The 20,520-nt window shown below is 63.8% G+C and carries 19 protein-coding genes; 17 read left to right on the forward strand and 2 right to left on the reverse strand.

Going from position 1 to position 20,520, the window contains the following annotated elements; genetic code table 11:
- The first annotated feature begins 8 nt into the window (after positions 1 to 8).
- The 10 genes from ASILVAE211_RS17345 to ASILVAE211_RS17390 all read left to right on the forward strand — a co-directional run bounded on the left by ASILVAE211_RS17345 (position 9) and on the right by ASILVAE211_RS17390 (position 13,689).
- Positions 9 to 1,928 carry an alkaline phosphatase family protein gene (locus ASILVAE211_RS17345; protein ID WP_227322612.1) on the forward strand — a complete coding sequence of 640 codons (1,920 nt, stop codon included), beginning with the start codon at positions 9 to 11 and terminating at the stop codon, positions 1,926 to 1,928.
- A gap of 59 nt (positions 1,929 to 1,987) precedes the next feature.
- Positions 1,988 to 3,916, forward strand: coding sequence for an SPFH domain-containing protein (locus ASILVAE211_RS17350; RefSeq protein ID WP_227322613.1), 1,929 nt, complete (start codon positions 1,988 to 1,990; stop codon positions 3,914 to 3,916).
- 31 nt (positions 3,917 to 3,947) lie between these two features.
- Complete coding sequence (gene hflC, locus ASILVAE211_RS17355) at positions 3,948 to 5,066, forward strand: protease modulator HflC (RefSeq protein ID WP_227322614.1); 1,119 nt, start codon at positions 3,948 to 3,950, stop codon at positions 5,064 to 5,066.
- Positions 5,063 to 6,151: an SPFH domain-containing protein gene (locus tag ASILVAE211_RS17360; protein WP_227322615.1), complete on the forward strand. Its 1,089-nt coding sequence runs from the start codon at positions 5,063 to 5,065 to the stop codon at positions 6,149 to 6,151. Before hflC ends, ASILVAE211_RS17360 begins: the two co-directional genes overlap by 4 nt.
- Positions 6,148 to 8,136 carry a heavy metal translocating P-type ATPase gene (locus ASILVAE211_RS17365; RefSeq protein ID WP_227322616.1) on the forward strand — a complete coding sequence of 663 codons (1,989 nt, stop codon included), beginning with the start codon at positions 6,148 to 6,150 and terminating at the stop codon, positions 8,134 to 8,136. Before ASILVAE211_RS17360 ends, ASILVAE211_RS17365 begins: the two co-directional genes overlap by 4 nt.
- A gap of 4 nt (positions 8,137 to 8,140) precedes the next feature.
- Positions 8,141 to 8,725, forward strand: a complete 585-nt coding sequence (locus ASILVAE211_RS17370; protein WP_227322617.1) for a hypothetical protein — start codon at positions 8,141 to 8,143, stop codon at positions 8,723 to 8,725.
- Between the two features lie 103 nt (positions 8,726 to 8,828).
- Positions 8,829 to 9,866 (forward strand): PilN domain-containing protein, encoded by a 1,038-nt coding sequence (locus tag ASILVAE211_RS17375; protein WP_227322618.1) that lies wholly within the window; start codon positions 8,829 to 8,831, stop codon positions 9,864 to 9,866.
- Entirely contained in the window at positions 9,863 to 10,519 is a 657-nt protein-coding gene (gspM, locus tag ASILVAE211_RS17380) for a type II secretion system protein GspM (protein ID WP_227322619.1), read from the forward strand. Before ASILVAE211_RS17375 ends, gspM begins: the two co-directional genes overlap by 4 nt.
- A 176-nt stretch (positions 10,520 to 10,695) precedes the next feature.
- Positions 10,696 to 12,858 (forward strand): type II secretion system secretin GspD, encoded by a 2,163-nt coding sequence (gene gspD / locus ASILVAE211_RS17385; protein ID WP_227322620.1) that lies wholly within the window; start codon positions 10,696 to 10,698, stop codon positions 12,856 to 12,858.
- A 6-nt stretch (positions 12,859 to 12,864) separates the two neighbouring features.
- Positions 12,865 to 13,689 carry a type II secretion system minor pseudopilin gene (locus ASILVAE211_RS17390; RefSeq protein WP_227322621.1) on the forward strand — a complete coding sequence of 275 codons (825 nt, stop codon included), beginning with the start codon at positions 12,865 to 12,867 and terminating at the stop codon, positions 13,687 to 13,689.
- Positions 13,690 to 13,701: 12 nt separating this feature from the next.
- Here ASILVAE211_RS17390 and gspG read toward each other — a convergent pair whose 3' ends face one another.
- A complete protein-coding gene (gspG, locus tag ASILVAE211_RS17395; protein ID WP_227322622.1) occupies positions 13,702 to 14,118 on the reverse strand; it encodes a type II secretion system major pseudopilin GspG in 417 nt (138 codons plus the stop codon).
- Positions 14,119 to 14,220: 102 nt separating this feature from the next.
- Here gspG and ASILVAE211_RS17400 point away from each other — a divergent pair, with 102 nt between their 5' ends.
- Entirely contained in the window at positions 14,221 to 14,637 is a 417-nt protein-coding gene (locus ASILVAE211_RS17400) for a lytic transglycosylase domain-containing protein (protein ID WP_227322623.1), read from the forward strand.
- Here ASILVAE211_RS17400 and ASILVAE211_RS17405 read toward each other — a convergent pair.
- The gene (locus ASILVAE211_RS17405; protein WP_227322624.1) at positions 14,608 to 15,390 is read right to left on the reverse strand and encodes a prepilin peptidase; all 783 of its coding nucleotides are present in this window, start codon (positions 15,388 to 15,390) and stop codon (positions 14,608 to 14,610) included. The genes ASILVAE211_RS17400 and ASILVAE211_RS17405 overlap by 30 nt on opposite strands.
- A gap of 136 nt (positions 15,391 to 15,526) precedes the next feature.
- Between ASILVAE211_RS17405 and ASILVAE211_RS17410 the strand changes: the two genes are divergently transcribed.
- The 6 genes from ASILVAE211_RS17410 (at position 15,527) to ASILVAE211_RS17435 (ending at position 20,514) form a co-directional block, all read left to right on the forward strand.
- Positions 15,527 to 17,254, forward strand: a complete 1,728-nt coding sequence (locus tag ASILVAE211_RS17410) for a GspE/PulE family protein (RefSeq protein ID WP_227322625.1) — start codon at positions 15,527 to 15,529, stop codon at positions 17,252 to 17,254.
- A 10-nt stretch (positions 17,255 to 17,264) separates the two neighbouring features.
- Positions 17,265 to 18,482, forward strand: a complete 1,218-nt coding sequence (locus ASILVAE211_RS17415; protein WP_227322626.1) for a type II secretion system F family protein — start codon at positions 17,265 to 17,267, stop codon at positions 18,480 to 18,482.
- A complete protein-coding gene (locus ASILVAE211_RS17420; protein ID WP_227322627.1) occupies positions 18,472 to 18,918 on the forward strand; it encodes a GspH/FimT family pseudopilin in 447 nt (148 codons plus the stop codon). Before ASILVAE211_RS17415 ends, ASILVAE211_RS17420 begins: the two co-directional genes overlap by 11 nt.
- A complete protein-coding gene (locus tag ASILVAE211_RS17425) occupies positions 18,908 to 19,345 on the forward strand; it encodes a type IV pilus modification PilV family protein (protein ID WP_227322628.1) in 438 nt (145 codons plus the stop codon). The genes ASILVAE211_RS17420 and ASILVAE211_RS17425 overlap by 11 nt, the downstream gene beginning before the upstream one ends.
- On the forward strand, positions 19,342 to 19,950 hold the full coding sequence (locus tag ASILVAE211_RS17430; RefSeq protein ID WP_227322629.1) for a PulJ/GspJ family protein: 609 nt from the start codon (positions 19,342 to 19,344) through the stop codon (positions 19,948 to 19,950). The genes ASILVAE211_RS17425 and ASILVAE211_RS17430 overlap by 4 nt, the downstream gene beginning before the upstream one ends.
- An 81-nt stretch (positions 19,951 to 20,031) precedes the next feature.
- On the forward strand, positions 20,032 to 20,514 hold the full coding sequence (locus tag ASILVAE211_RS17435) for a QcrA and Rieske domain-containing protein (protein WP_227322630.1): 483 nt from the start codon (positions 20,032 to 20,034) through the stop codon (positions 20,512 to 20,514).
- Positions 20,515 to 20,520: the final 6 nt, after the last annotated feature.

Consider the following 20,520-nt stretch of genomic DNA (forward strand, 5'->3'; position numbering starts at 1 on the left):
GTTTGTCGATGATTGCTGCGACAGCGCTGTCTGTTTTAGCTAATCCCGTAATCTCCTACGCTCAGAGCAGCACGGGCGTTGATCAACTCGTCGGCGTCGGAAGCCCGACCACGCCGATTGATCATATCATTGTCATTATCGGTGAAAACCGCACCTTCGACCATGTTTTCGCGACCTATAAGCCGAAGACGGGTCAAAGCGTCTATAACCTTCTGTCCGAAGGCATTGTTCGCGCGGATGGCACGCCTGGCGCCAATTTCGTGAAGGCCGGCCAGTTTTCCGCGTCCCAGACAGGGACCTATGCCACCGCGCCGGGTGGCAAGGCGCTTTACTCCGCTCTGCCCCCGGTCGGGACCGATGGTGCGCCGACAAAGGCCGCCGACAATGACCCGCCGCCCTTCGCGACGGTTGCCGGTGTCTCCGCGATCGAAAGCGTCATTCAGGACGGTCTGCCCTCGGCCAGCTATAGGCTGCTGACCACGGGTGCGACCGGTCTCGCCTCCGACAGCACGGATACCCGCATCACCAATGCGGCTGCGCCGGCCAATGGCCCCTATCAGATCTCCGGCCCGAAAATGCCTTACGATGCCTATACATCAAGCCCGGTGCATCGCTTCTATCAGATGTGGCAGGAAGAGGATTGCGCGGTCGGTCACATCACTGCCGCCAACCCGTCCGGCTGCCTCGCTGACCTTTTCCCTTGGACGGAAGTGACCGAAGGCGCCGGCACCAACGGCGCGACGCAGCCCACGAACTTCACCAATTTGTCGACGGGTGAAGGCTCGACCTCGATGGGCTTCTACAACATGGCGGAAGGCGATGTCGCGACGTTCAAGTCGCTCGCTGATCAGTACACCATCAGCGACAACTTCCATCAGTCGATCATGGGCGGCACAGGCGCCAACCATATCGCGCTCGGCACGGGCCTTGCCATCTACTACACGGACGGCCAGGGCCATATCGCGACCCCGCCGACCAATGAAATCGAAAACCCCAACTCCCAGTCCGGCACGAATAACTGGTGGGTTCAGGACGGCTATTCCGGCGGTTCCTATAGCGAATGTTCCGACGCGACCCAGCCGGGCGTAACAGCGGTGCGCGGCTTCCTTGCCGCTCTGCCGACCGCAGTCAGCCCGAAATGCGCGACCGGGGCCTATTACCTGCTGAATAACTACAATCCCGGCTATTTCGGTGACGGCACCGTCAATACCTCGACCTTCACCATCCCGCCGTCTCCGGTGCCGACCATCGGTGACGTGCTCAACAAGCACAGCATCTCCTGGGCTTATTACGGCGCGGGCTGGAACAACTACGTGAAGGATCCGAGCAGCGATACCGGAAGCATCTATTGCAATATCTGCAATCCCTTCCTGTATGAAACGGCGATCATGACCAGCGCTACGCAACGCACCACGCATCTGAAGGACGTCACGGATCTCACGACGGCCATCAGCTCGGGCACGCTGCCGGCGGTTTCCTTCGTCAAGCCGGACGGCCTGCTCGACGGTCACCCGGCCTCCTCCAAGCTTGATCTGTTCGAAGCCTTCACGAAGAACATCATCACGGAAGTCCAGGCCAATCCGGCACTTTGGGCACATACGGCCATTCTCGTCACCTTCGACGAAGGCGGCGGCTACTGGGACTCCGGCTATGTTCAGCCGCTTGACTTCTTCGGCGACGGCACGCGCATTCCGGCGATCATGGTCTCTCCCTTCTCCACGGGCGGCAATGTCTCGCATGTCTATGCCGACCATGTGTCCTTCCTGAAGTTTGTGGAAAAGAACTGGGGTCTGGAGAAAGTCGGCACCACCACCCGCGATAATCTGCCTGACCCGGTGTCTACCACCAGCAATCCCTATGCGCCGACCAACGGTCCGGCCATTGGCGATCTGATGGATATGTTCACCTTCCCTGCGACCAAGAGCTGATCGCAACAGGCCGGACGCTGCCTCGCGCGGCGTCCGGCTGCCTTTTAGAAGTCTGATCCATGCATCTGCCCAACGACGGCGACGAGGTCACCAGCCTCTCAGTCATTCCGGCCTTTTCCGACTCCCGTCGGGTCGCGCGCCCGTTGCGGTGGATTTCTATCGCCTACGCTCTTTGCCTTCTGGCGCTTCTGGCAGCGCTCGTCTGGATGCGCCATCACCATGGCGCTTTGCCTGTTTTTGCCGATCTGACGCATGACGGTCTGACCGGCGCTCTGATCGCTGGCCTGACCGTGACGCTGACGGCCCTGCTGAGCTGCCTGCTGATTTTATCCGGCCGCGCTCGCTCGCTCGCTGCCAATGCCATCACCCGTCCCTCCGCCGTCTCCTCGCTCGCCGGCTGGCCGCAGGGGCTGCTGCTGCTCACCGGCATGCTGGCCGCTGCCCTGGCGCTCCGCAGCCTGCCGCCCAGCGCCCTACCCCCGATCTTCGCCAACTGGCCGGTGCTGACCGGGATTCTGGCCGTTCCCGCCTTTGCTTTCCTGATCGGCGAACGGTGTGTCGGCGCCATCCCTGCGGTTTGCTTTCCGGAACGCGATCCCCTTGCGGCGCTGCTGCGCCTGCCGGCGGCCGTCCTGCTCGCCTATGCCGCGCTTTTGGCGGCGCGTGGCATCGGCGTGCCGCTCGGCGCTTGGGCCGCCGTCCTGATACAGGCCTATATCGGCCTCGTTGCCGCCGAACTTGCCCTGCGCACGCTTGCCATCTGGTTTCTGCCGCCCCGCGCGCCAATGGCCGCCCGCGCGATGATCGGCAGCGCCGCTGCTTCCCTGCTGCAACCCGGCCATATGCAACTCGGCAAGGCGGCCGAGAAACTGAAAACACAGTTCGGCATCGACATCACGCGCAGTTGGGCGATCAGCTACGCTCGCACGGCCGCCGCACCGGTTCTGCTGGGTCTTCTGTTGTTCACCTGGTGCCTGTCCGGCGTCGTCCGCGTCGGGCTCGACGCCCGAGGCTCCTATGAGCGTTTCGGCGCGCCTGTGGCCATGCTGGAGCCGGGCCTCCATATCCTGCTGCCCTGGCCATTCGGCCGCGTGCGCATGGTGGAATATGGCGTCGTTCACGCCGTGGCACTGGACAGTACTGTCGCTGGCGGCACCACCGCCACGACCAGCCTCGGCGTCGCAGACCTCTCGACCGCAGACGGCCCACCGCCACCCAGTGCCAACCGGCTGTGGGACCAGCAATTCGCCAACGAGACGTCCTATATCATCGCCAGTGCCATCGGCAGCCGGCAGAGCTTCGAGACGGCAAGCGTCAGCATCAACGTGCTGTATCGCGTGGGGCTGACCGATGCCGATGCGCGCGCCGCTCTCTACAGCATGGTTGACCCGGCAAGTCTGGTGCGCTCCATCGCCGGCCGGGAGCTGGCGCATTTTTTTGTCGACCGCACCCTTTCGGAAGTTCTCGGCGAACGCAACGAGGAGATCGCGACCGGCCTCAGAACTGCGGTGCAGCAGGATCTCGACGCGCAGCATAGCGGGCTGGAAGTGCTGTCCCTGATCGTCGAGTCACTGCATCCGCCCGGCGGCGCCGCCATCGCCTATCGTGGCGTACAGACGGCCCAGATCATCGCCTCCATGCAATATTCGCAGGAACAGGGGCGTGCGCATACGACCCTGAGCGCTGCCCTGTCGAGCGCCCATAATATGCGGGTCGTCGCTGAAGCCACGGCCGCCGAGCGGGTTGATTCGGCGCTTGGCGAACAATCCCGCGCGGATGCCGATAGTCTTGCCCATCGTGCGGGCGGCCGCGCTTTCCTGCTCGAGCGGTATTTCCATGATCTGAAGACGGCCCTGGCACAGGGCGATGTCGAAATTGTCGATCACCGTCTGGATCACGCCACGGCCGCGATCTTCGATCTTCGCGCGCCGGCCGGGACATCGACCGCTTCCATGCCGGCGCCCAACGCTGCCTATACGCCGCCATGACCGGCCGGCGACAGAAACCGAGAGCCTCAATATGAACGCACCCGCACCCGGTAGCCCTGCCATGGCTGGCCAAAAGCGTTCAGGCGCGCGCCTGGCCCTTCGCCTGACGCTGGCCGGTGTCATTCTTGCCGGTGCCGCCATCGTGTCGTCGGATGTCATGGTGACGGACGGGGAGGCCGTGGTCGTCACGCGCTTCGGCGATCCGGTACGCGTGCTGACCCGCCCTGGTCTTGCCTGGAAAATCCCGGCGCCTATCGACAGCACTATCGCGGTCGACCTCCGCCTGCATACGACATCGAGCGGCGTGCAGGATGTCGGCACGCGGGACGGGCTGCGGATTCTGGTGCAGGCCTTCCTGGCTTGGCGGGTTCCAAGCGACCCATCGCGCATTCAGCAATTCCTGCGCGCCACCGGCAATAATCCCGATGAAGCCGCACGCCAGCTGCGCAGCTTCGTGGGCTCGGCGCTACAGATCACGGCCAGCGATTTCGATCTGGATGACCTGGTCAATACCGACCGCAGCAAGGTGCGGCTGGCCGCGTTCGAGCAGCAGTTGCAGAACACGATCGCGCAGCAGGTGCTCGCCATCTACGGCGTGCAGATTGAGCAGGTGGGTGTGGAACGCCTGAGTCTGCCTGCCGAAACGCTCGCGGCAACGGTGGCGCGCATGCGCTCTGAGCGCGAGACGGTGGCCGCCGAGCGTACCGCCGAGGGGCTGCGCATCGCAGCGCAGATCAGGTCGGACGCGATGCGAGACGCGCGGATCACCATCGCCAATGCGCAGGCCGATGCCGCGCAGATCGAAGCGCAGTCGCGGCAAAAGGCTGCGCAAATCTATGGCGCGACCTATGCGCGCGATCCGTCGCTTTATATGATGCTGCGCTCCCTCGACACGCTGACGGCGGTGGTGGGACCGCGCACGCGCCTTATCCTGCGCACGGATGCAGCGCCCTTCGATGTACTGGTGCAAGGTCCGCCTTTGGGCGACAGACCCAAGGCCAGTCTGCCCCTCCCCGCGATACCGCCAGCGCCACCCGTGCCGGACGCCGCGAATGTCCCGGCCCTGCCAAGCGCCACTCCGCCCCCGCTTGCGGCGTCCGCCGCGGAACTCGGGCTGTTCAGCCGTAGCGAAGGGCAAGTCGCGCGATGAGCCGCGCGCCGCGCGACCCGGCTTTGGAAGGCCCCGTTGCAGGCACCGTTCGCCTGGGCTTTCTCATGCTCTATGCCCTGGTCATCCTGCTCGGTGCCGGTTGGGCCGCTGGCAATATCCATCAGGTGGCGCCCGACAGCCGCGCGGTGGTTTTCCGTTTCGGGCGTGTGAACCGGGTGCAGGAGGCCGGGCTTTTGCTCGCCTGGCCTGCGCCGATCGAGCAGGTGCGCATGCTGCCGGCGGCGGACCGGCAGATTGCCTACAAGGTGCAGGCGCAATCGACCGGCTTCCAGTCGGACGAGACGGATTTTCAGCTCGCGCCGAATGATGACGTCATCCACATGCAGGGCGAGCGTGACCTGTTCAATGCCGCCTATCTGATGACGGGTGACGGCAATGTCGTTTCGCTCGACGCCACGCTGTTTTACACCATCACCGCGCCTTCGGCGTATCTGCTGGTGGAAAATCATGTTCTGCCGGCTTTGCAGCGCATCTTCCAGGCCAGTGCGGTGTCGCTGACGGCCTCGCGCAATCTCGATGACTTCCTGGTCGCCCAGCCGGATGAAGATGTCGCAGGCCCCGGCAGTGCTGCCATCAGCGCGCTTGCCGCCCGTCGCGAGGCGTTGCGAAGCGACCTCGTGGCGGCGATGAACACGCGGCTGAATGCGTTAAGGGCGTCGGGAGAAGACCTGGGCATCGCCATTAGCCGCGTCGATCTGGTGGCGCTGCTGCCGCCTGTCGCCAAGGCGGCGTTCGACGGCGTGCTGACGGCCGCACAGATCGCGGATCAGAATGCCGCTGCCGCCCATACCGATGCCGAACACATCATGCAGGACGCCAATCAGCAGCGCGACGGCATCATCTCGTCCGCAGCCGCCGCTGCCGATGAGCGCATCAAGATGGCGATGGCGGAGGCCGCGCCCATCGGCGCGCTGGAGGCGCAGGAAACGCCCGCCGACCGCGATACCCTGCTGACCCACGCGTATCAGGATGAGATCGCGGTCATTCTTCAGCATGCGGGCATGGTCACCACCGTCGACCCGCGCAGCGCCCAGCAAATCCTTCTTCCGGGACCGATGCCATGAGCGCCACCGCCCTTCCCGACAGCGCCGCCGAAGCCCTCGGCCAAAGCGATGCGTCCAAGCGTCCGACGCTGCTGAGCTTCGCCGAACGCTCCTCCCTCGCTGTCCGCCTGACCTTGTCCATGATCGCGGGCGGCCTGCTATGCATCGCCCTGATCTGGCGTGTTACCTTTCCGCAGGATCAGAACGTGTCGGAACTGGTGGCCGGCCTCGCCGCGCTGCTGGTCACCGTGCCGGTGCTGACGGCCGCCTGGGACAGCCTGCGCCGCCCCAGCCTGCACGGCATGAGCGACCAATTGGTGGCACTCGCCCTGCTCGCCTGCTGGGCGACAGGGGATCTTATCACCGCCGCCCTGCTGCCGATCGTCATGATCATCGGGCATGTGCTGGAGGAACGCAGCCTGCTGGGCTCCCGCGAGGCTATCGGCGCACTGGGGCGGCTGGTGCAAAGCAGTGCGCGGCGGGTGGGCGCCGATGGGCAGGCCGAGGACGTGCCGACCCAGGCGCTGCGCATCGGTGACCGCATCCTGCTCCATGCCGGCGACCGCGTGCCGGTTGACGGCGTGATCCGTGAAGGCGCCGCCAACCTCGACACGGCCTCGCTGACCGGTGAATCGGTGCCGATCGAAGTTCATGCAGGCGCGCCGATCATGGCCGGTTCCGTCAATCTCGACGGCAGCCTTGTGGTCGAAGTGACGCGCATCGGCGACGATACCACTCTCGGCAAGATCGTGGCGCTGATGCATGAGGCGGAAGCCGCCAAGCCGCCGGTGACGCGACTGCTGGAAGCCTATTCCGGCCACTACATGGTGCTGATCCTGCTGGTCGCGGCCGGCGTCTGGTTCGCGACCGGCAGCACCGCCGCCATGCTGGCCGTGCTCGTCGCGTCCTGCCCCTGCGCGCTGGTGCTGGCCGCGCCCGCCACCGCCGTCGCGGCAATCGCGGTCGCTGCCCGCCACGGCATCCTCATCAAGGGCTCCGCCTTCCTGGAGCAACTGGCGGAGGTATCCTCCGTCGTCTTCGACAAGACCGGCACCGTCACCACCGGCAAGCTGAACCTCGTCCGGCTGCACGCCATGCCCGGCGTCGCCGAGGGCGAGATGATGGCGCTGGCCGCCAGTTTGGGCAATGAAAGCAACCATCCGGTCAGCCGGGCGCTCGCGGGCATCGTGGCGCCAGACCTGCATCTGCCTTTGCAGGACGTGCGGGAAGACCGGGGCCTTGGCATGCATGCGCGGCTGGGCGATGACCGCATCGCCATGGGGCGACCGGCCCTGCTCGCGAGTTTCGGCATCGTCGCGCATGACATGCCTGAGCATGACGGGCCGATGGTGGCGCTCAGCCGTGGCACGCGCTTCCTGGGCTGGCTGATGCTGGCCGATGAGCCTCGCGCTGAATCCTTCGAAGCCTTGGAAGACCTGCGGAAGCTCGGCCTCCGGCGCCAGATTTTGTTGACCGGCGATCGCGCGCAGGTCGCGCAGCGGATCGGCCGCCAACTCGGCATCGAGGACATCTGTGCCGATGCCCTGCCGGAGCAGAAGATGCATCGCGTGCTGGATGAAGTACGCGATGGCTTCAAGCCCATGGTCATCGGCGACGGCATCAATGACAGTCTGGCGCTGAAGGCGGGTGCCGTGGGCGTGGCAATGGGCGCACAGGGTACAGATGTGGCCCTTGCCTCCGCCGATCTTGTGCTGATGACAAGTGATCTGCGGCGGCTGGCGACTTGTATCCGCCTCAGCCGCCGCTGCCGCCGCACCATTCACGTCAATGTCGCCTTCGGCCTGGGCTGGACGATCATCCTGATCGTTCTGGCCGCCTGCGGCCTGCTGGGTGCGGAGGGCGCCATTATCGCCGCCGTCGTGCATAATTTCAGCACGCTGGTCGGCATGGCGAATTCCGGCCGCCTGCTGCTGTTTGACGAGACTGGCCCTGCGCCGCGCAGCGCGGGGATAAACGCGCGCGGCGCCGTGCCGACCGCTGCCTGACGCCATGGCATGGCCCACAGCGATCACGGTTTTGCAGCGTCACCGGGAAAGCCTTCTCCTCGGCGGCCTTGTTCTGTCGCTTGCCGCCGCCATCGTGGTGGAAGCGATGCCGAGCGCCGGGACCGACGTTCCAGCGCCGCCTGCCCGCCCTCGCGCTTTGCCGAGGCTGGACACCCATGCGACCGATGCCGCGCGCCCGGTGGCGTCATGGCAGGACAAGGCGCTCGGCCGGCCGCTTTTTGCGATCGACCGCCGGCCAATGCCGATCGATGCCACGCCAGACGGCAGCATGCCGCGTCTGTCGGGCACCATTCGTTTCGCGAATACGGCGCTCGCAATCTTTGAAATACAAAGCGTTAGCGGCGACAGTGGCATTGCTCCGACGTCATCCAAGATCCTGGGCGTCGGTGCCGAGGTCGGCGGCTGGACCATTCAGACCGTAACGGATGAACGCGTTCTGCTCACAAAAGATGGGCAAGTCCGTTTCCTTGATCTGGCCTTTTCCAGAGAAGTGGCAAAACCGGCCATATCTGCGGCTGCAATACGGGTTCTGCATGGAAAACGAACCAATGTTTTCTTTCAGCCTTAGCGGATGAAACAGAGAATTCTGCCTTTCCGAAACTGTCATGAAACTGCGGTCGATCCGGTGCGCCAAGTCGTTAGACTTCGTCAATTGGGGCGAGGCGCCTGCGATGCTTGCTGAATTTCTCAAATGGTGGATAAGACAATGGCTTACCATCCTGCCGTTCCTGTCGCGCTTTAAAAGCGGCGGGCAAAGCGTTGGCGTGACAATCGAACTTCAGTCCGTTCGTCACTATCACGACAAATCCATGGAGATTGCCGGCATCGGGTCGGGGATTGTCGTTTTGCCCTTCAACGCGGACGGCTTGGCACAGCTGCGCGCGTTGCCGGGTGTGAAGCAGACGCCGCTTAGGCTGAGCCTGCCTGCCGGCACTATTCTCGAACGCAAAGTCTCTCTGCCTGTCGCTGTAGAGCGGGATCTGGCCCAGTTGCTGCATTACGAGATGAACCGGCTGACACCCTTCGCTCCCGCCGATGTCTTCTGGGACTGGATGATTGCGGGCCAGGACAGGCGGCTCGGCAAGCTCGACATCCGCTTGCGTCTTGCCAGGCGCGACGTCATCGCGCCCATTCTCGATGCCTTGCAGAGTGCCGGCCTGCATGCCGATTGCCTGGAGAACGGTGGCGATGAAGCCGACGCTCCTCGACGGAGGATCCGGCTGGCTTCAGAGAAAGCGCGTCGCCCTATCGGCAGCCCGGTGCGCGTCACGGCCTTTGCCGCCTGCGGCGTTCTTTTTGCCATTCTCTGCGTGACACCTTTCCTGCGCCAGCAGATGCAGCTCTCTGCGGTCGGCGAAAGGATCGCGGCATTGCAACCGGCGGTCGCCGCCGCAAGCGCTCTGCGGCGCGCAATCGAATCCGATGCGGAAAGCAATGTCGTCCTGCGTGTGGAGCGCGGCATTGCTGGTGACCCTTTGCAGGCGCTTGCCGCCGTGACCGATGCTTTGCCGGACGATACCTGGCTCACTGATCTTACCCTACAGCAAAGAGTGCTGCATCTGGGCGGCGAATCCCATGCCGCCGCCCAGCTTATCGGCAGACTGGCCGCCGTCAGCCTCGTCGCCGATCCAGCCTTTGCCGCTCCGGTGACAAGCGACACGGACCGCCACGCGGATATCTTCGCGATCAGCGCTGAAATACGCCCATGACCGCCGCTCTCATAAAGTGGCTGCCGGATGGAAAAGCCGGGCAAATGCTGGCAATTGGGCTGACGCTGGCCGCCCCTGCGCTGTTTTGGTCGATCTGCATCCAGCCGTCGATGGGTTTCTATGCCGAGCGCGAGAGCAGGCTGACCGATCAGGCGGCGGTGCTGGCCCATATGCAGACGATCGCCGATGCCCTGCCCGCCCTTCACCGGATCGCGAAGACAGCCAAGACTGACCGCACAACGAACGCAGCCTCTGCCCTCATTTCCGGCGACACTGATGCGATTGCCGCCGCCAATTTGCAGAATGCCGTACAGGATCTTGCCGCCGGCAGCGGTGTGCTGCCGTCCAGTGTCGAGGTGCTGCCCGCGACACAGCGTGGCGCCTTCCGGCGCATCGGCCTACAGATTGAAACAACCGCAACCTGGCCGACGCTCGTGGGGCTTCTGAAGGCGATGGACGATAGCGCGCTCGGCCTTGTCGTCGATGACCTGTCGCTCCACGCCCTGACAGGGGCCGCGAAAGGGAACGGGATCGACGCCAGCCATCCCGCTCTTGACGCAAGCTTCATGGTTTTCGCTTTCCGGGCCGGGACGGATACCAGCGATCGCGCTCTGGCACGATCCGCTGCCGTCATGACCAATCAAGCCAACTGAATTGTGACGACCACCATGAGACAGGCTTAGCCCACCGGATGCCACCTGACCTGTCAGCGCCTTGCCTGCGCCCCCTCATTTTCATCCTTGTAGCGACAGTCGGGCTGGGCGGCTGCGTGCGCCCGACGGCGCCACCACCGTTGACGCCCCTCCCCTCCGTATCATCCAGCGCGGGCATGGCATCGATCCGGGAGGACGGTCCTGTCGGCAGAACGGCGTCCCTCGGCACCGGTGGGGTCAGCTACGGCGTGAATAGCGACACCCAGTCCACGGCAAGCGCCGGCAGCGCAGGCGCGCCAGCACCCGGCGCGACCGGTGCCGGCGCGACACTGGATTTCGCCGATACCGATATCCGCGCCGTCGCCGCGCAAATTCTGGGCGGAATGCTGCACGCCAATTACACGATCGACCCTGGCGTGCATGGCACCGTGTCACTGCACAGCTCGACCCCGATCAGCAGCGATCAGCTTCTGCCGACACTCGGCGTTCTCCTCTCGCAGGTAAACGCGACGCTGGTGACGGATGGCGCGCTATACCGCATCGTTCCCACCAGCGGCGCCAATTCACCGGCCCTTGCCGGTGCGGCCGGCGCCGCAGGCAGCCAGATCATTCCGCTGCACTATGTCGGCGCGGATGATCTTGTGCGCGTGCTGCAACCCTTCGTCAGCCAGGGCGCGCGGATCGCCGCCGCGCCGGGCGGCAATGCCATTCTTCTGGCAGGTGACCCCACCGCACGCGAAGCCTTGGCAGGGTTGATCGCGGCCTTCGACGTGAACAGCCTGGCCGGGCAGTCCTTCGCGCTCTTTCCGGTCGATAGCGGCAGCGCGAAAGACATGGCGAATGCGTTGCAACAGGCGATCGACACATCCGGCGGCGGCAATGCCCGCACGCCATCCAATGGCGATCAGGCGACCCGTGTCATTCCCATGGACCGCATCAATGCCGTTCTGGTGACGGCGAACAACCCTGCCACCATTTCCGCCGCCGAGCGTATCTTCGGCCTCATCCGCCGGCGGCAGAATACGACGACCCGCAGCTGGACCGTCTATTATCTGCAAAACGGCCATAGCAACGACGTCGCCTATATCCTTCAGCAGGCTTTTACGCCTGACCATGTCACGGCCACACCGACGCCGACAGCGACTGTGAAATCCCCGAGCGACACGTCACAAAGCGGCGGCGCGGCCGGCGGCATCAGTGGCGCCGGCACCGGCGGCCTGGGCAATGGCGGCGTCGGCGGTATCGGCGGCGGCAGTCTGGGCGGCCTGGGCGCGAGCGGAAGTGGTCTGGGCAGCAGCAGCGGCGGCGGCAGTTCAGCGTCCAGCGCCAATCCGCTTTTAGGTGGGCTGGATGCGGCGAGCGGCGGCAGCGGCGGTAGCAATGATGAAATGCGGATCATTCCCGATGGACAGAACAATGCCCTGCTCATCTATGGCACGCCACAGGAATTGAGCACCGTGCAGGAAACGCTGCGCAAGATCGACATCATCCCGTTGCAGGTTCGGATCGACGCGGTGATTGCCGAAGTGCAGCTTAACGACGCCTTGCGCTACGGCACGCAGTTCTTCTTCAAATCCGGCGGGCTCAACGGCACGCTGACATCGGTTTTCAACGCAACCAATAGTTTCAGCGGCTATTTTCTTGCGGGCAGCGATGCCTCTCAGGTGGCACTCGACATGCTGCAGGCTGTCAGCACCGTGCATGTTTTGTCTTCGCCGGAACTGATGGTGCTGGACAACCAGCCTGCCCGGCTGGAGGTTGGCGATCTTGTTCCTTATCTGACGCAACAGGCCCAGAGTACGGTCACGAGCACGTCCGACATCATCAATTCCGTCTCGTATGAGCAGACCGGCGTCATTCTGGAAGTGACGCCGCGTGTCAGCAGCGACGGGCTGGTGACGCTCGATATCGCGCAGGAAGTCAGCAACGTGAATACCACGGCGACCTCCACCTCCTCCACGACCGGCATCAATTCCCCCACCTTCACGCAGCGCGATGTGCAATCGCGCGTCGTGGTGCAGGACGGCCAGACGATCGGCCTGGCCGGTCTCATTCAGGACAATGTTACCCGCAGCAACCAGGGCGTGCCCTTCATCAAGGATATTCCAGTCATTGGCGCGCTGTTCGGGCAGCAGAGCAATACGCGCACGCGCGATGAGCTTCTCGTTCTCATCACACCCCATGTCATCCATGATCAGCGCGATGCGCTTGATCTGACTGAAGACCTGCGTGAGCAATTGCCGAATGCGGCGGCGGTCCCGCAGGTCTTGCAGCAAATGCCGCTGAGTGGATCGGATGACCCGACCGCCGTGATCCGCAAGCGCTTCGGGTCTCCCTGAGCCTGAATGATTGTGCTGCGATCAGGTGGAAAGGATCATCGGGACTCCGGCTTTGCCCTCCTGCTCGTGCTTTGGGCTCTGATTCTGCTTTCGCTCATCATCACGCAGCTCCTCGCCGCAGGGCGGCGGGAGACGCAGCTCGCCAGCAATTTGCGGCAGGCGGCCTTCGCCGAAACCTTGGCCGACAATGCCGTTCAAACCACCATCTTTCATCTCATGACCAGAGCAAATGGACGACTGGCGAATACCATCCAGACCGTTGTGCTGCCGGGCGGGACCAGCACCGTTCACGTTCGCAATCTTGCCGGCCTGGTCAATCCCAATATGGCGCCCGGACCGCTGCTGACTGCACTTTTGGAAGAATGCGCTGCCGCTCCGTCCGCCGCCGTGCATCTGTCGCAGTCGATCACCGATTGGCGCTCCCCAAATGACGACCTGCACAAGATCATAGCGACCTATCGCGCGGCCGGGCTGACCTATGCTCCGTCTGGTCGGGCATTTCAGACGCGCGATGAAATCCGCCTCGTCCTCGGCATGACGCCGGCGATTGCCGATTGTCTTGTTCCGCATCTTTCGGTTTACGGCGATGCGGAAATGCCGGCACCGGCTTTCGCCGATCCGCTCGTGCTGCGCAGCCTGATGCGCATGATGCGTCAGAATGGCGCGGGATTGGCAGCCATGGCGCCCGATCAGACGGGCAGCTTGGCCGTCGAGATTATCGTGGACGCTGCCAGCGGGTCCGCCCGCTTCGTACGGGATACGACCGTCCGCTTTTCCGACAGTGACGCCACCCGGCCCTATCGCATCCTGACCTGGCAGCGCGGGGACTGACGCGCGGGGCGATCAGCGATTGCAGATCATGTCGCGGCTATCGGCCGAGCCATTCTGGCCATTCGGCCCGGCCGAGCAAAGATCATAGTCGAGGCCGGCGCGATTGGACGGATTGCGATAGACATAGGGATGATTCCAGGGGTCAAGCAGATTGCCGTCGCTTTTCAGATAAGGCCCGCTCCAGTTCGAAACATCGGAGGGCTGCGTGACCAGCGCCGAAAGCCCGTCCGCGCTGGAGGGATAGGTTCCGACATCGAGCTTATACATATCGAGGATTGAACCCAGGCGCTCGATCGACTGCTTCGCGACGGAGACACGCGCCCCGCCCAGCTGACGCAGCACGGCGGGTGCCACGAAACCCACCAGCAAACCGATGATGACGATGACGACAAGCACTTCCAGCAGCGTGAACCCCTCATCTGCGGCCATCTTCGCTTTCTTCCGCACCATGCACATTCTATTCACCTCATCGCTGCCGATTGCTGTAGAGCAAGGCTCTGTCAAAGCACCCGGATTGCCCGGAGACCGAGAATGCCCGTTCGTTTTCTCGCCTGCATGGCGCTTGTCGCTCATCTTTATGCCTTGCCGCCGCGTGTTCTGCCGTCGATCCAGCATGTCGAAGGCGGCAATGCCGGTGTTGTGCGGGCAGATGCCAATGGGACGGAAGACCTTGGCGTCATGCAGGTCAATACGATCTGGCTGCATCCGCTCAGCGTTTATTCAGGCTTCGCGGAAGATGTCGTCTACAGGCGTCTGATCAGTGATCCTTGTTTCAACATCGCGGCCGCCGGTGCCATCATGCGCAGCTATCTCAACGAAGCCCATGGCGATCTCCTCAAGGCCGTCGGTTATTATCATTCCCATACCGCCATGCTGAGCGAAGCCTATGAGCAGCAGGTGTTGCAGGCCGCTCGACAGCTATTTCAAAACAGTCAGCAAGTAAGGTGAAAACTTGAAGACATCATCCTGCCCGTATAGCCAAATGAGCCATGTGGCCAAAGCAATGAACGGCCCGAAGGCCAGTTTTGTCTGCGCGTCGATGGCTTTGCCGCGCGCCTTCATGAAAAGAGCGAAGACCAGCGCTGACGCGGCGGCGATGAGAATAAGATTGGGGAGTGCCGCAAGACCAAGCCAGGCACCCGAAGCGGCCAGCAGCTTGGCATCGCCCTGCCCCAGCCCGGCAACCCCGCGCAGCTGCATATAGATCCAGCCCATCAGGCGAAACAATCCGTATCCCAAAGCCGCCGCCAGTGCATGATCGGCCGTCGCGGCAGGCAGAAAAGCCACTGTCATGGCCAGTCCCATGATCAACAAGGTCAGGGTCAGCGCGTCCGGCAGGCGGTACTGGGCGGCATCGCAAAGTGCAAGACCCAACAGCATCCAGCCCAGCCCGCAGGACAGCGCCAGCCAGACGCCCCCTGCCACCGTCATCGCCCACAATGCCAGCAGAATGGCGGCAGCCTCGACCGCCGGATGAAAGAGCGCGATGGGCTTGCGGCAATGGCGGCACGCGCCACCGAGCACTGCGAAGCTGATCAGCGGCACAAGATCGTACGAGGCGATCGTTACGCCGCAGGCCTCGCAAGCCGAGCGCCCGCGTACAGGCGATCTGCCTGTGCCCAGCCGGCGCACGATTACGCCCAAAAAACTGCCGGCAATGGGCGCCAGAATCAGCATGAAAAGCCAGATAGGCAGCATCATTTCGCGCATGCTTGGCTGTGCAACGCTATCCCCTGTCACTGACCTGTCACTTGCGGTCCTGAGACCTTTGCCGTCACCACAGCTTTCGCTTTCGGATGCTGAAGACCGCAAAGGTCAGAACCTGCAGTAGAACGCCATGCCCGTAACGACAATCCTGCCGGACGACAATGAGGCAAGCGCGACCGATCCCGTGGAGCGGCTGATCGCGCTTCTGCTGGAAGACGGGCAATGTGACGCGCGCGCCATCGAACGCGCCCGCCGCGTCGGGGAGGAGAATGGCGACCGGCTGGATATCGTCATGAGCAAGCTCGGCGTGATCAGCGAACGCAGCTTGGCTGCGGCCTATGCCAGGCTTTTCAATCTGCCCTTCGCCGAAAAAAGCCGTTACCCCGATGCGCCGCTATGGCCGGATCGCCTCTCTCTCGATTTCCTGCGTCAGGCCCGCGCCATTCCCGTGGCGGAGGAAGGTGGTGCCGCTGTCGTCGTGCTCGCCGACCCGCTTGACGATTTCGTGGCGGAAGCTTTGTCGCTGTCACTCAACCGGCCGGTTATCCTTGAAATCGGTATCCCGATCGATATCGAGGCGGCCTTCAACCGGCTTTATCCGGCCGAAGACGCACAGACCGCGATGGAGCCTGGCGCCGGCATTGAGGACGACGCCGAGAAGCTGCGCGATCTGGCGAGCGACGCACCGGTCATTCGCCTCGTCAACCAGATCATCTGGCGTGCGGTTGAAACCCAGGCCAGCGACATTCATATCGAGCCGCAGGATGACCGGCTGCGCATTCGCTACCGCTATGACGGCGTGCTGCATGAGGTGGAGAGTCCGCCGGCCGCCCTGCGTGCTGCCATTACCTCTCGCATCAAGATCATGGCCCATCTCGACATTGCCGAGCGGCGCCTGCCGCAGGATGGCCGCATCCGCATGGCTGTGCGCGGACAGGAGGTGGATTTCCGTGTCTCCACCGTTCCATCGCTGCACGGGGAAAGCGTCGTGCTCCGCGTGCTGGACCGTGGCGCCGTGACCTTCGATTTTGCGCAGCTTGGCCTGCCCGCCGCGATTGCAAGGGCGTTTCGTACTGCATTGGAACTGCCTAACGGCATCGTGCTGGTGACAGGCCCCACCGGCAGCGGCAAAACGACATCGCTCTATACCGGCCTGCTGGGCCTCAATGCCGTGAGCCGCAAGATCGTCACCGTCGAAGACCCGATCGAATTTCAGCTTGGCGGCATCAATCAAATCCAGGTGCGTCCGCAGATCGGCCTGACCTTCGCGTCACTCCTGCGCTCCATCCTGCGCCAAGACCCAGACGTTATCATGGTGGGCGAAATCCGTGATTTGGAGACGGCGCAGATCGCCGTGCAGGCTGCTTTGACCGGGCATCTGGTCCTGTCGACATTGCATACCAACTCGGCCGCAGCCTCCATCACGCGCCTGCGCGACATGGGACTGGAAGATTATCTGATGACGGCAGTTTTGCGCGGCGTGCTGGCGCAACGCCTGGTGCGGCGGCTTTGCCCGCTCTGCCGGCGCGAGACCGAGGCTCCTGCTGAACTCGTCGCGCGCTTCGGCCTGCATCAGCGCCCAAGGATCACACCACGGGAGCCGATCCGCTTATGGCACGCCCAAGGCTGCGATCAGTGCCGTGGCACCGGCTATCGCGGCCGGCTGGCCATCGCGGAATTTCTGATGCCCAATGACGAGATCGAACGTCTTGTCTTCAAACGCGCCGACCATAGCGAGATCGAGCGTGCTGCCGTCGCTTCCGGCATGGTGACGATGTTCCAAACTGGACTTGATGCAGCAATGGCCGGCATCACGACCATCGAGGAAGTTGTACGCAGCATCCGGGCTGAGAGCTGAGGGCGGCCCGATGGCGCATTTCCATTACCGCGCCATCGCCCCAGGTGGCAAAATCATCGATGGCGTGCAGGAGGCCAAGGATGAGGCGGCTCTGGTGGCGCTTCTGCGCCGGCAGGGCAGCATCGTCATGCGCGCCGAAGTGGAAGGCAAGCCAAGGCACGCCTGGGTCAGCATCAGCCTTTTGCCCGGTGGCGGGCTCCGCAAACAGGAGATTACCAATATCACCGGCGAACTCGCGGCCATGCTGGCGGCCGGGCAGGATCTGGACCGTGCCTTGCTTTTCGCCGCCGAAATCGCACCCAACAGCCGGGTGGCGCGAATTTTGCGCGAAATCCGGGACAGCGTGCGCGACGGTACCAGCTTCGCCGATGCGCTTGCCGCCGTTCCCCATAGCTTTTCTCGTTTCTATATCGGGTTGGTGCGCGCCGGCGAAGCGGGCGGCGCCCTTGCGCAAACGCTTTTGCGTCTCGCAGAACTGATGGAGCGTGAGCGGGCATTGGCGGCGACCGTTACCTCGGCGCTGATCTACCCGGCCGTGCTGCTGGTCGCAGCGTCAGGTTCCATCGTCCTTCTGCTCACGCATGTCCTGCCGCAATTCGTGCCGATGTTCGAGCAAAGTGGCACAGCTTTGCCTTGGTCCACGCAGATGATGATCGATGCCGGAAACCTCATCAGCCAATGGGGCTTTCCGTTCCTGATCGGCTCTGCGGCTATGGCCCTTCTGGTACAGCGCCTGCTGCGCCGGCCGAAGGCGCGTCTGGCCTTTGATGGATTGCGGCTGCGCATTCCGCTTCTTGGGTCGCTGGCGCGTGAAATCATGGCTGCCCGCCTGACACGGACTCTCGGCACCTTGCTGCAAAACGGCATGCCGCTGATCAACGCGCTCGACATCATGCGGGAGGTCATGGGCAATACAGCCGGCGTCGCCGCGCTGGAAGCGGCAAGCCATGGCGCCCGGCAAGGTAGTGGGCTGGCCCGTCCATTGTCGCAATCGGGCCTGTTCCCCAAGCGGACCATTCATCTTCTGCAATTGGGTGAAGAGACCGCGCAACTTGGCGCCATGGCGCTGCGCGCCGCCGAATTGCATGAGGAGCGCGTGCGCCTGACCGTGCAACGCATGGTCTCGCTGCTCACGCCCGCAATTACCATCGGCATGGGTGGCATCGTGGCGCTGATCGTGGGGTCCGTCATGCAGGCGATGCTGGGGCTGAATACCCTTGCCCAATAAATGGCACGACGCCGGCTTCACCCTAATTGAAATGCTGGTGGTCATTGTCATTCTGGGCCTGACCGCTGCAATCATCATGGCACATGGTCCGCCGCGCAGTGCGGGGGTTGTCACGCGCACGGCCGCCAGCGAAATCGTGCAAAGCCTGCGCTTCGCGCGGAGCGAAGCGATCGCCCGCAATATGCCTGTCGCGGTGTCCCTGGATGCGGTGACGCACCGCCTTCAGATCGGCGCCGTCGACCAGGCGCCGCTTCCCGGCATTCTGCCGCTTGGTCTCTATCCAAACCAGGGCGCTGCCGTACGTCGCGCCGCCTTCATCTTCGCGCCGGACGGCAGCGCGAGCGGCGGTGCTATTCTGTTGGGTGCGCAAGGCCAAAGAATCCGGATTGCAATCGACTGGCTTACCGGCCGGATCGATGTCAGCCATGGGCCGTAAGCCACCGCCGGCCGATGCCGGCTTCACGCTCCTGGAGGTGCTGGTCGCCTTCGTCATCGCGAGCCTCGCCTTCGCAGTGCTGGCCGGCGCCGCGCTGGACGGCATGCGTTCAGCCAATCTGTCGGGCCGCTATCAGGAAGCCTTGGCCCGCGCGCGGTCCCATCTTGCGGCCATCGGCCCGTCCCCTCAGCCGAGCGACCGTCAAGGCGACGAGGGCGACGGTTTCCACTGGCATATCCGTATCGTGCAGCTTGCCTCGGCACCGGTGACGCTCGCGCAGCCCGGCGGCAATGCGGGTCGTCCGCCGGTTCAGGCCAGCCTTTATGCGGTCAGCGTCGGCATTTCATGGGGCGACCGCAGGCGGCGGCAGGTGGAACTGAACGGCGAGCGTATCGGCATCGCAGCCGCGCCGGCGGCGTTACCATGAAGCGCCCCTGCACGACGCGGGAGGCCGGCTTTACCTTGGTCGAGACGCTGGTCGCCTTGGTCATCCTCGGCTTCATCGTGGCAGGCCTGGCGCAGGGCTTGCGCTTTGGCCTGCACGCCTGGGACTATCAGAATGTCACCATCGCCAGAGACAGTGCGCTGGATACGACGGATCGCACCCTACGCAGCCTGCTGGCCAGCCTGGCCCCCGGCTATGATGCGCATGACCCTGCCGTTGTCGGATCATCTTCCAGCCTACAGTTCACGGCGGATCTGCCGATCAATGCGCCGACCGGCCCGACGCGATTGGCCAAAATCCTGCTGGCCGTGCAGCCGGGCCGTGGTCTTGTTCTGCGCTGGCAACCCGAATTTCATGCCCATTGGCTGGTGCCCCCGATACCGCATGTCGCGGTCCTGTTGCCCGATGCCGCGTCCATCACCTTCGCCTATTACCGACCGGCAGGGTCGCAGCCGGCGGGCTGGGTGGCAAGCTGGGTCGGCAATACGCCGCCCGCCTTGATCCGCATCCATCTCTCGCTGATGCCGCATGGCCACCACTGGCCGGATATCATCGTCGCACCCATGCGCCTGCCCGATACCGAATGACTGCGCTTCCCTGAAAAGGATACTGCCCTTATGCCCTGTTCGCGACGAACGCTTCTACAGACCTCTCTGGGTTGCACGGTCATGGCAAAAACCGCAGGTGCCATGGACTTCGCTGCGCCGGACTGGGCGGAGCCGGGCGACAGGCTCAGCCCGGCCGATCATCCAACTGAGACGCTCCGCGCACGAGACATCATCGCCGGAGCGCCACCCATCCTTGTCAGCCCACGCAAGCCCGATGGCGAGCTGCGGGGCTCGCGCTTCAGTCAATTGCTGATTCTACGCCTGGCCCCGACCGCGAACGGGCCAAGCTCCGGCCGGCTCCTCGGCTATACAGCCATCTGCTCCCATGCCGGCTGTGTCGTTTCATCCTGGATTCCGGGGCTGAACCTCTTTCTTTGCCCCTGCCACGGATCGGAATACGACCCGGCCCGTCATGGGGCCGTGGTCGGTGGCCCGGCACCGGCGCCACTGCCAAGCATTCCGCTACAAGACGTCTCAGGCTTGGTTGAGGTCGCAGGGCATTTCTCGGCCCGCCCCGGAGGCCGAACCGGCCGCACCGACTGAAATTAT

The sequence above is a fragment of the Acidisoma silvae genome, from assembly GCF_020618775.1.
GTDB lineage: Bacteria > Pseudomonadota > Alphaproteobacteria > Acetobacterales > Acetobacteraceae > Acidisoma > Acidisoma silvae.

What these genes read in the sequence shown, in the direction of transcription:
- ASILVAE211_RS17345 (WP_227322612.1), top strand. Translation starts at nt 9, where the DNA reads ATGATTGCTGCGACAGCGCTGTCTGTTTTAGCTAATCCCGTAATCTCC.
- ASILVAE211_RS17350 (WP_227322613.1), top strand. Translation starts at nt 1,988, where the DNA reads ATGCATCTGCCCAACGACGGCGACGAGGTCACCAGCCTCTCAGTCATT.
- hflC (WP_227322614.1), top strand. Translation starts at nt 3,948, where the DNA reads ATGAACGCACCCGCACCCGGTAGCCCTGCCATGGCTGGCCAAAAGCGT.
- ASILVAE211_RS17360 (WP_227322615.1), top strand. Translation starts at nt 5,063, where the DNA reads ATGAGCCGCGCGCCGCGCGACCCGGCTTTGGAAGGCCCCGTTGCAGGC.
- ASILVAE211_RS17365 (WP_227322616.1), top strand. Translation starts at nt 6,148, where the DNA reads ATGAGCGCCACCGCCCTTCCCGACAGCGCCGCCGAAGCCCTCGGCCAA.
- ASILVAE211_RS17370 (WP_227322617.1), top strand. Translation starts at nt 8,141, where the DNA reads ATGGCATGGCCCACAGCGATCACGGTTTTGCAGCGTCACCGGGAAAGC.
- ASILVAE211_RS17375 (WP_227322618.1), top strand. Translation starts at nt 8,829, where the DNA reads ATGCTTGCTGAATTTCTCAAATGGTGGATAAGACAATGGCTTACCATC.
- gspM (WP_227322619.1), top strand. Translation starts at nt 9,863, where the DNA reads ATGACCGCCGCTCTCATAAAGTGGCTGCCGGATGGAAAAGCCGGGCAA.
- gspD (WP_227322620.1), top strand. Translation starts at nt 10,696, where the DNA reads ATGGCATCGATCCGGGAGGACGGTCCTGTCGGCAGAACGGCGTCCCTC.
- ASILVAE211_RS17390 (WP_227322621.1), top strand. Translation starts at nt 12,865, where the DNA reads ATGATTGTGCTGCGATCAGGTGGAAAGGATCATCGGGACTCCGGCTTT.
- gspG (WP_227322622.1), bottom strand. Translation starts at nt 14,118, where the DNA reads ATGGCCGCAGATGAGGGGTTCACGCTGCTGGAAGTGCTTGTCGTCATC.
- ASILVAE211_RS17400 (WP_227322623.1), top strand. Translation starts at nt 14,221, where the DNA reads ATGCCCGTTCGTTTTCTCGCCTGCATGGCGCTTGTCGCTCATCTTTAT.
- ASILVAE211_RS17405 (WP_227322624.1), bottom strand. Translation starts at nt 15,390, where the DNA reads ATGATGCTGCCTATCTGGCTTTTCATGCTGATTCTGGCGCCCATTGCC.
- ASILVAE211_RS17410 (WP_227322625.1), top strand. Translation starts at nt 15,527, where the DNA reads ATGCCCGTAACGACAATCCTGCCGGACGACAATGAGGCAAGCGCGACC.
- ASILVAE211_RS17415 (WP_227322626.1), top strand. Translation starts at nt 17,265, where the DNA reads ATGGCGCATTTCCATTACCGCGCCATCGCCCCAGGTGGCAAAATCATC.
- ASILVAE211_RS17425 (WP_227322628.1), top strand. Translation starts at nt 18,908, where the DNA reads ATGGGCCGTAAGCCACCGCCGGCCGATGCCGGCTTCACGCTCCTGGAG.
- ASILVAE211_RS17430 (WP_227322629.1), top strand. Translation starts at nt 19,342, where the DNA reads ATGAAGCGCCCCTGCACGACGCGGGAGGCCGGCTTTACCTTGGTCGAG.
- ASILVAE211_RS17435 (WP_227322630.1), top strand. Translation starts at nt 20,032, where the DNA reads ATGGCAAAAACCGCAGGTGCCATGGACTTCGCTGCGCCGGACTGGGCG.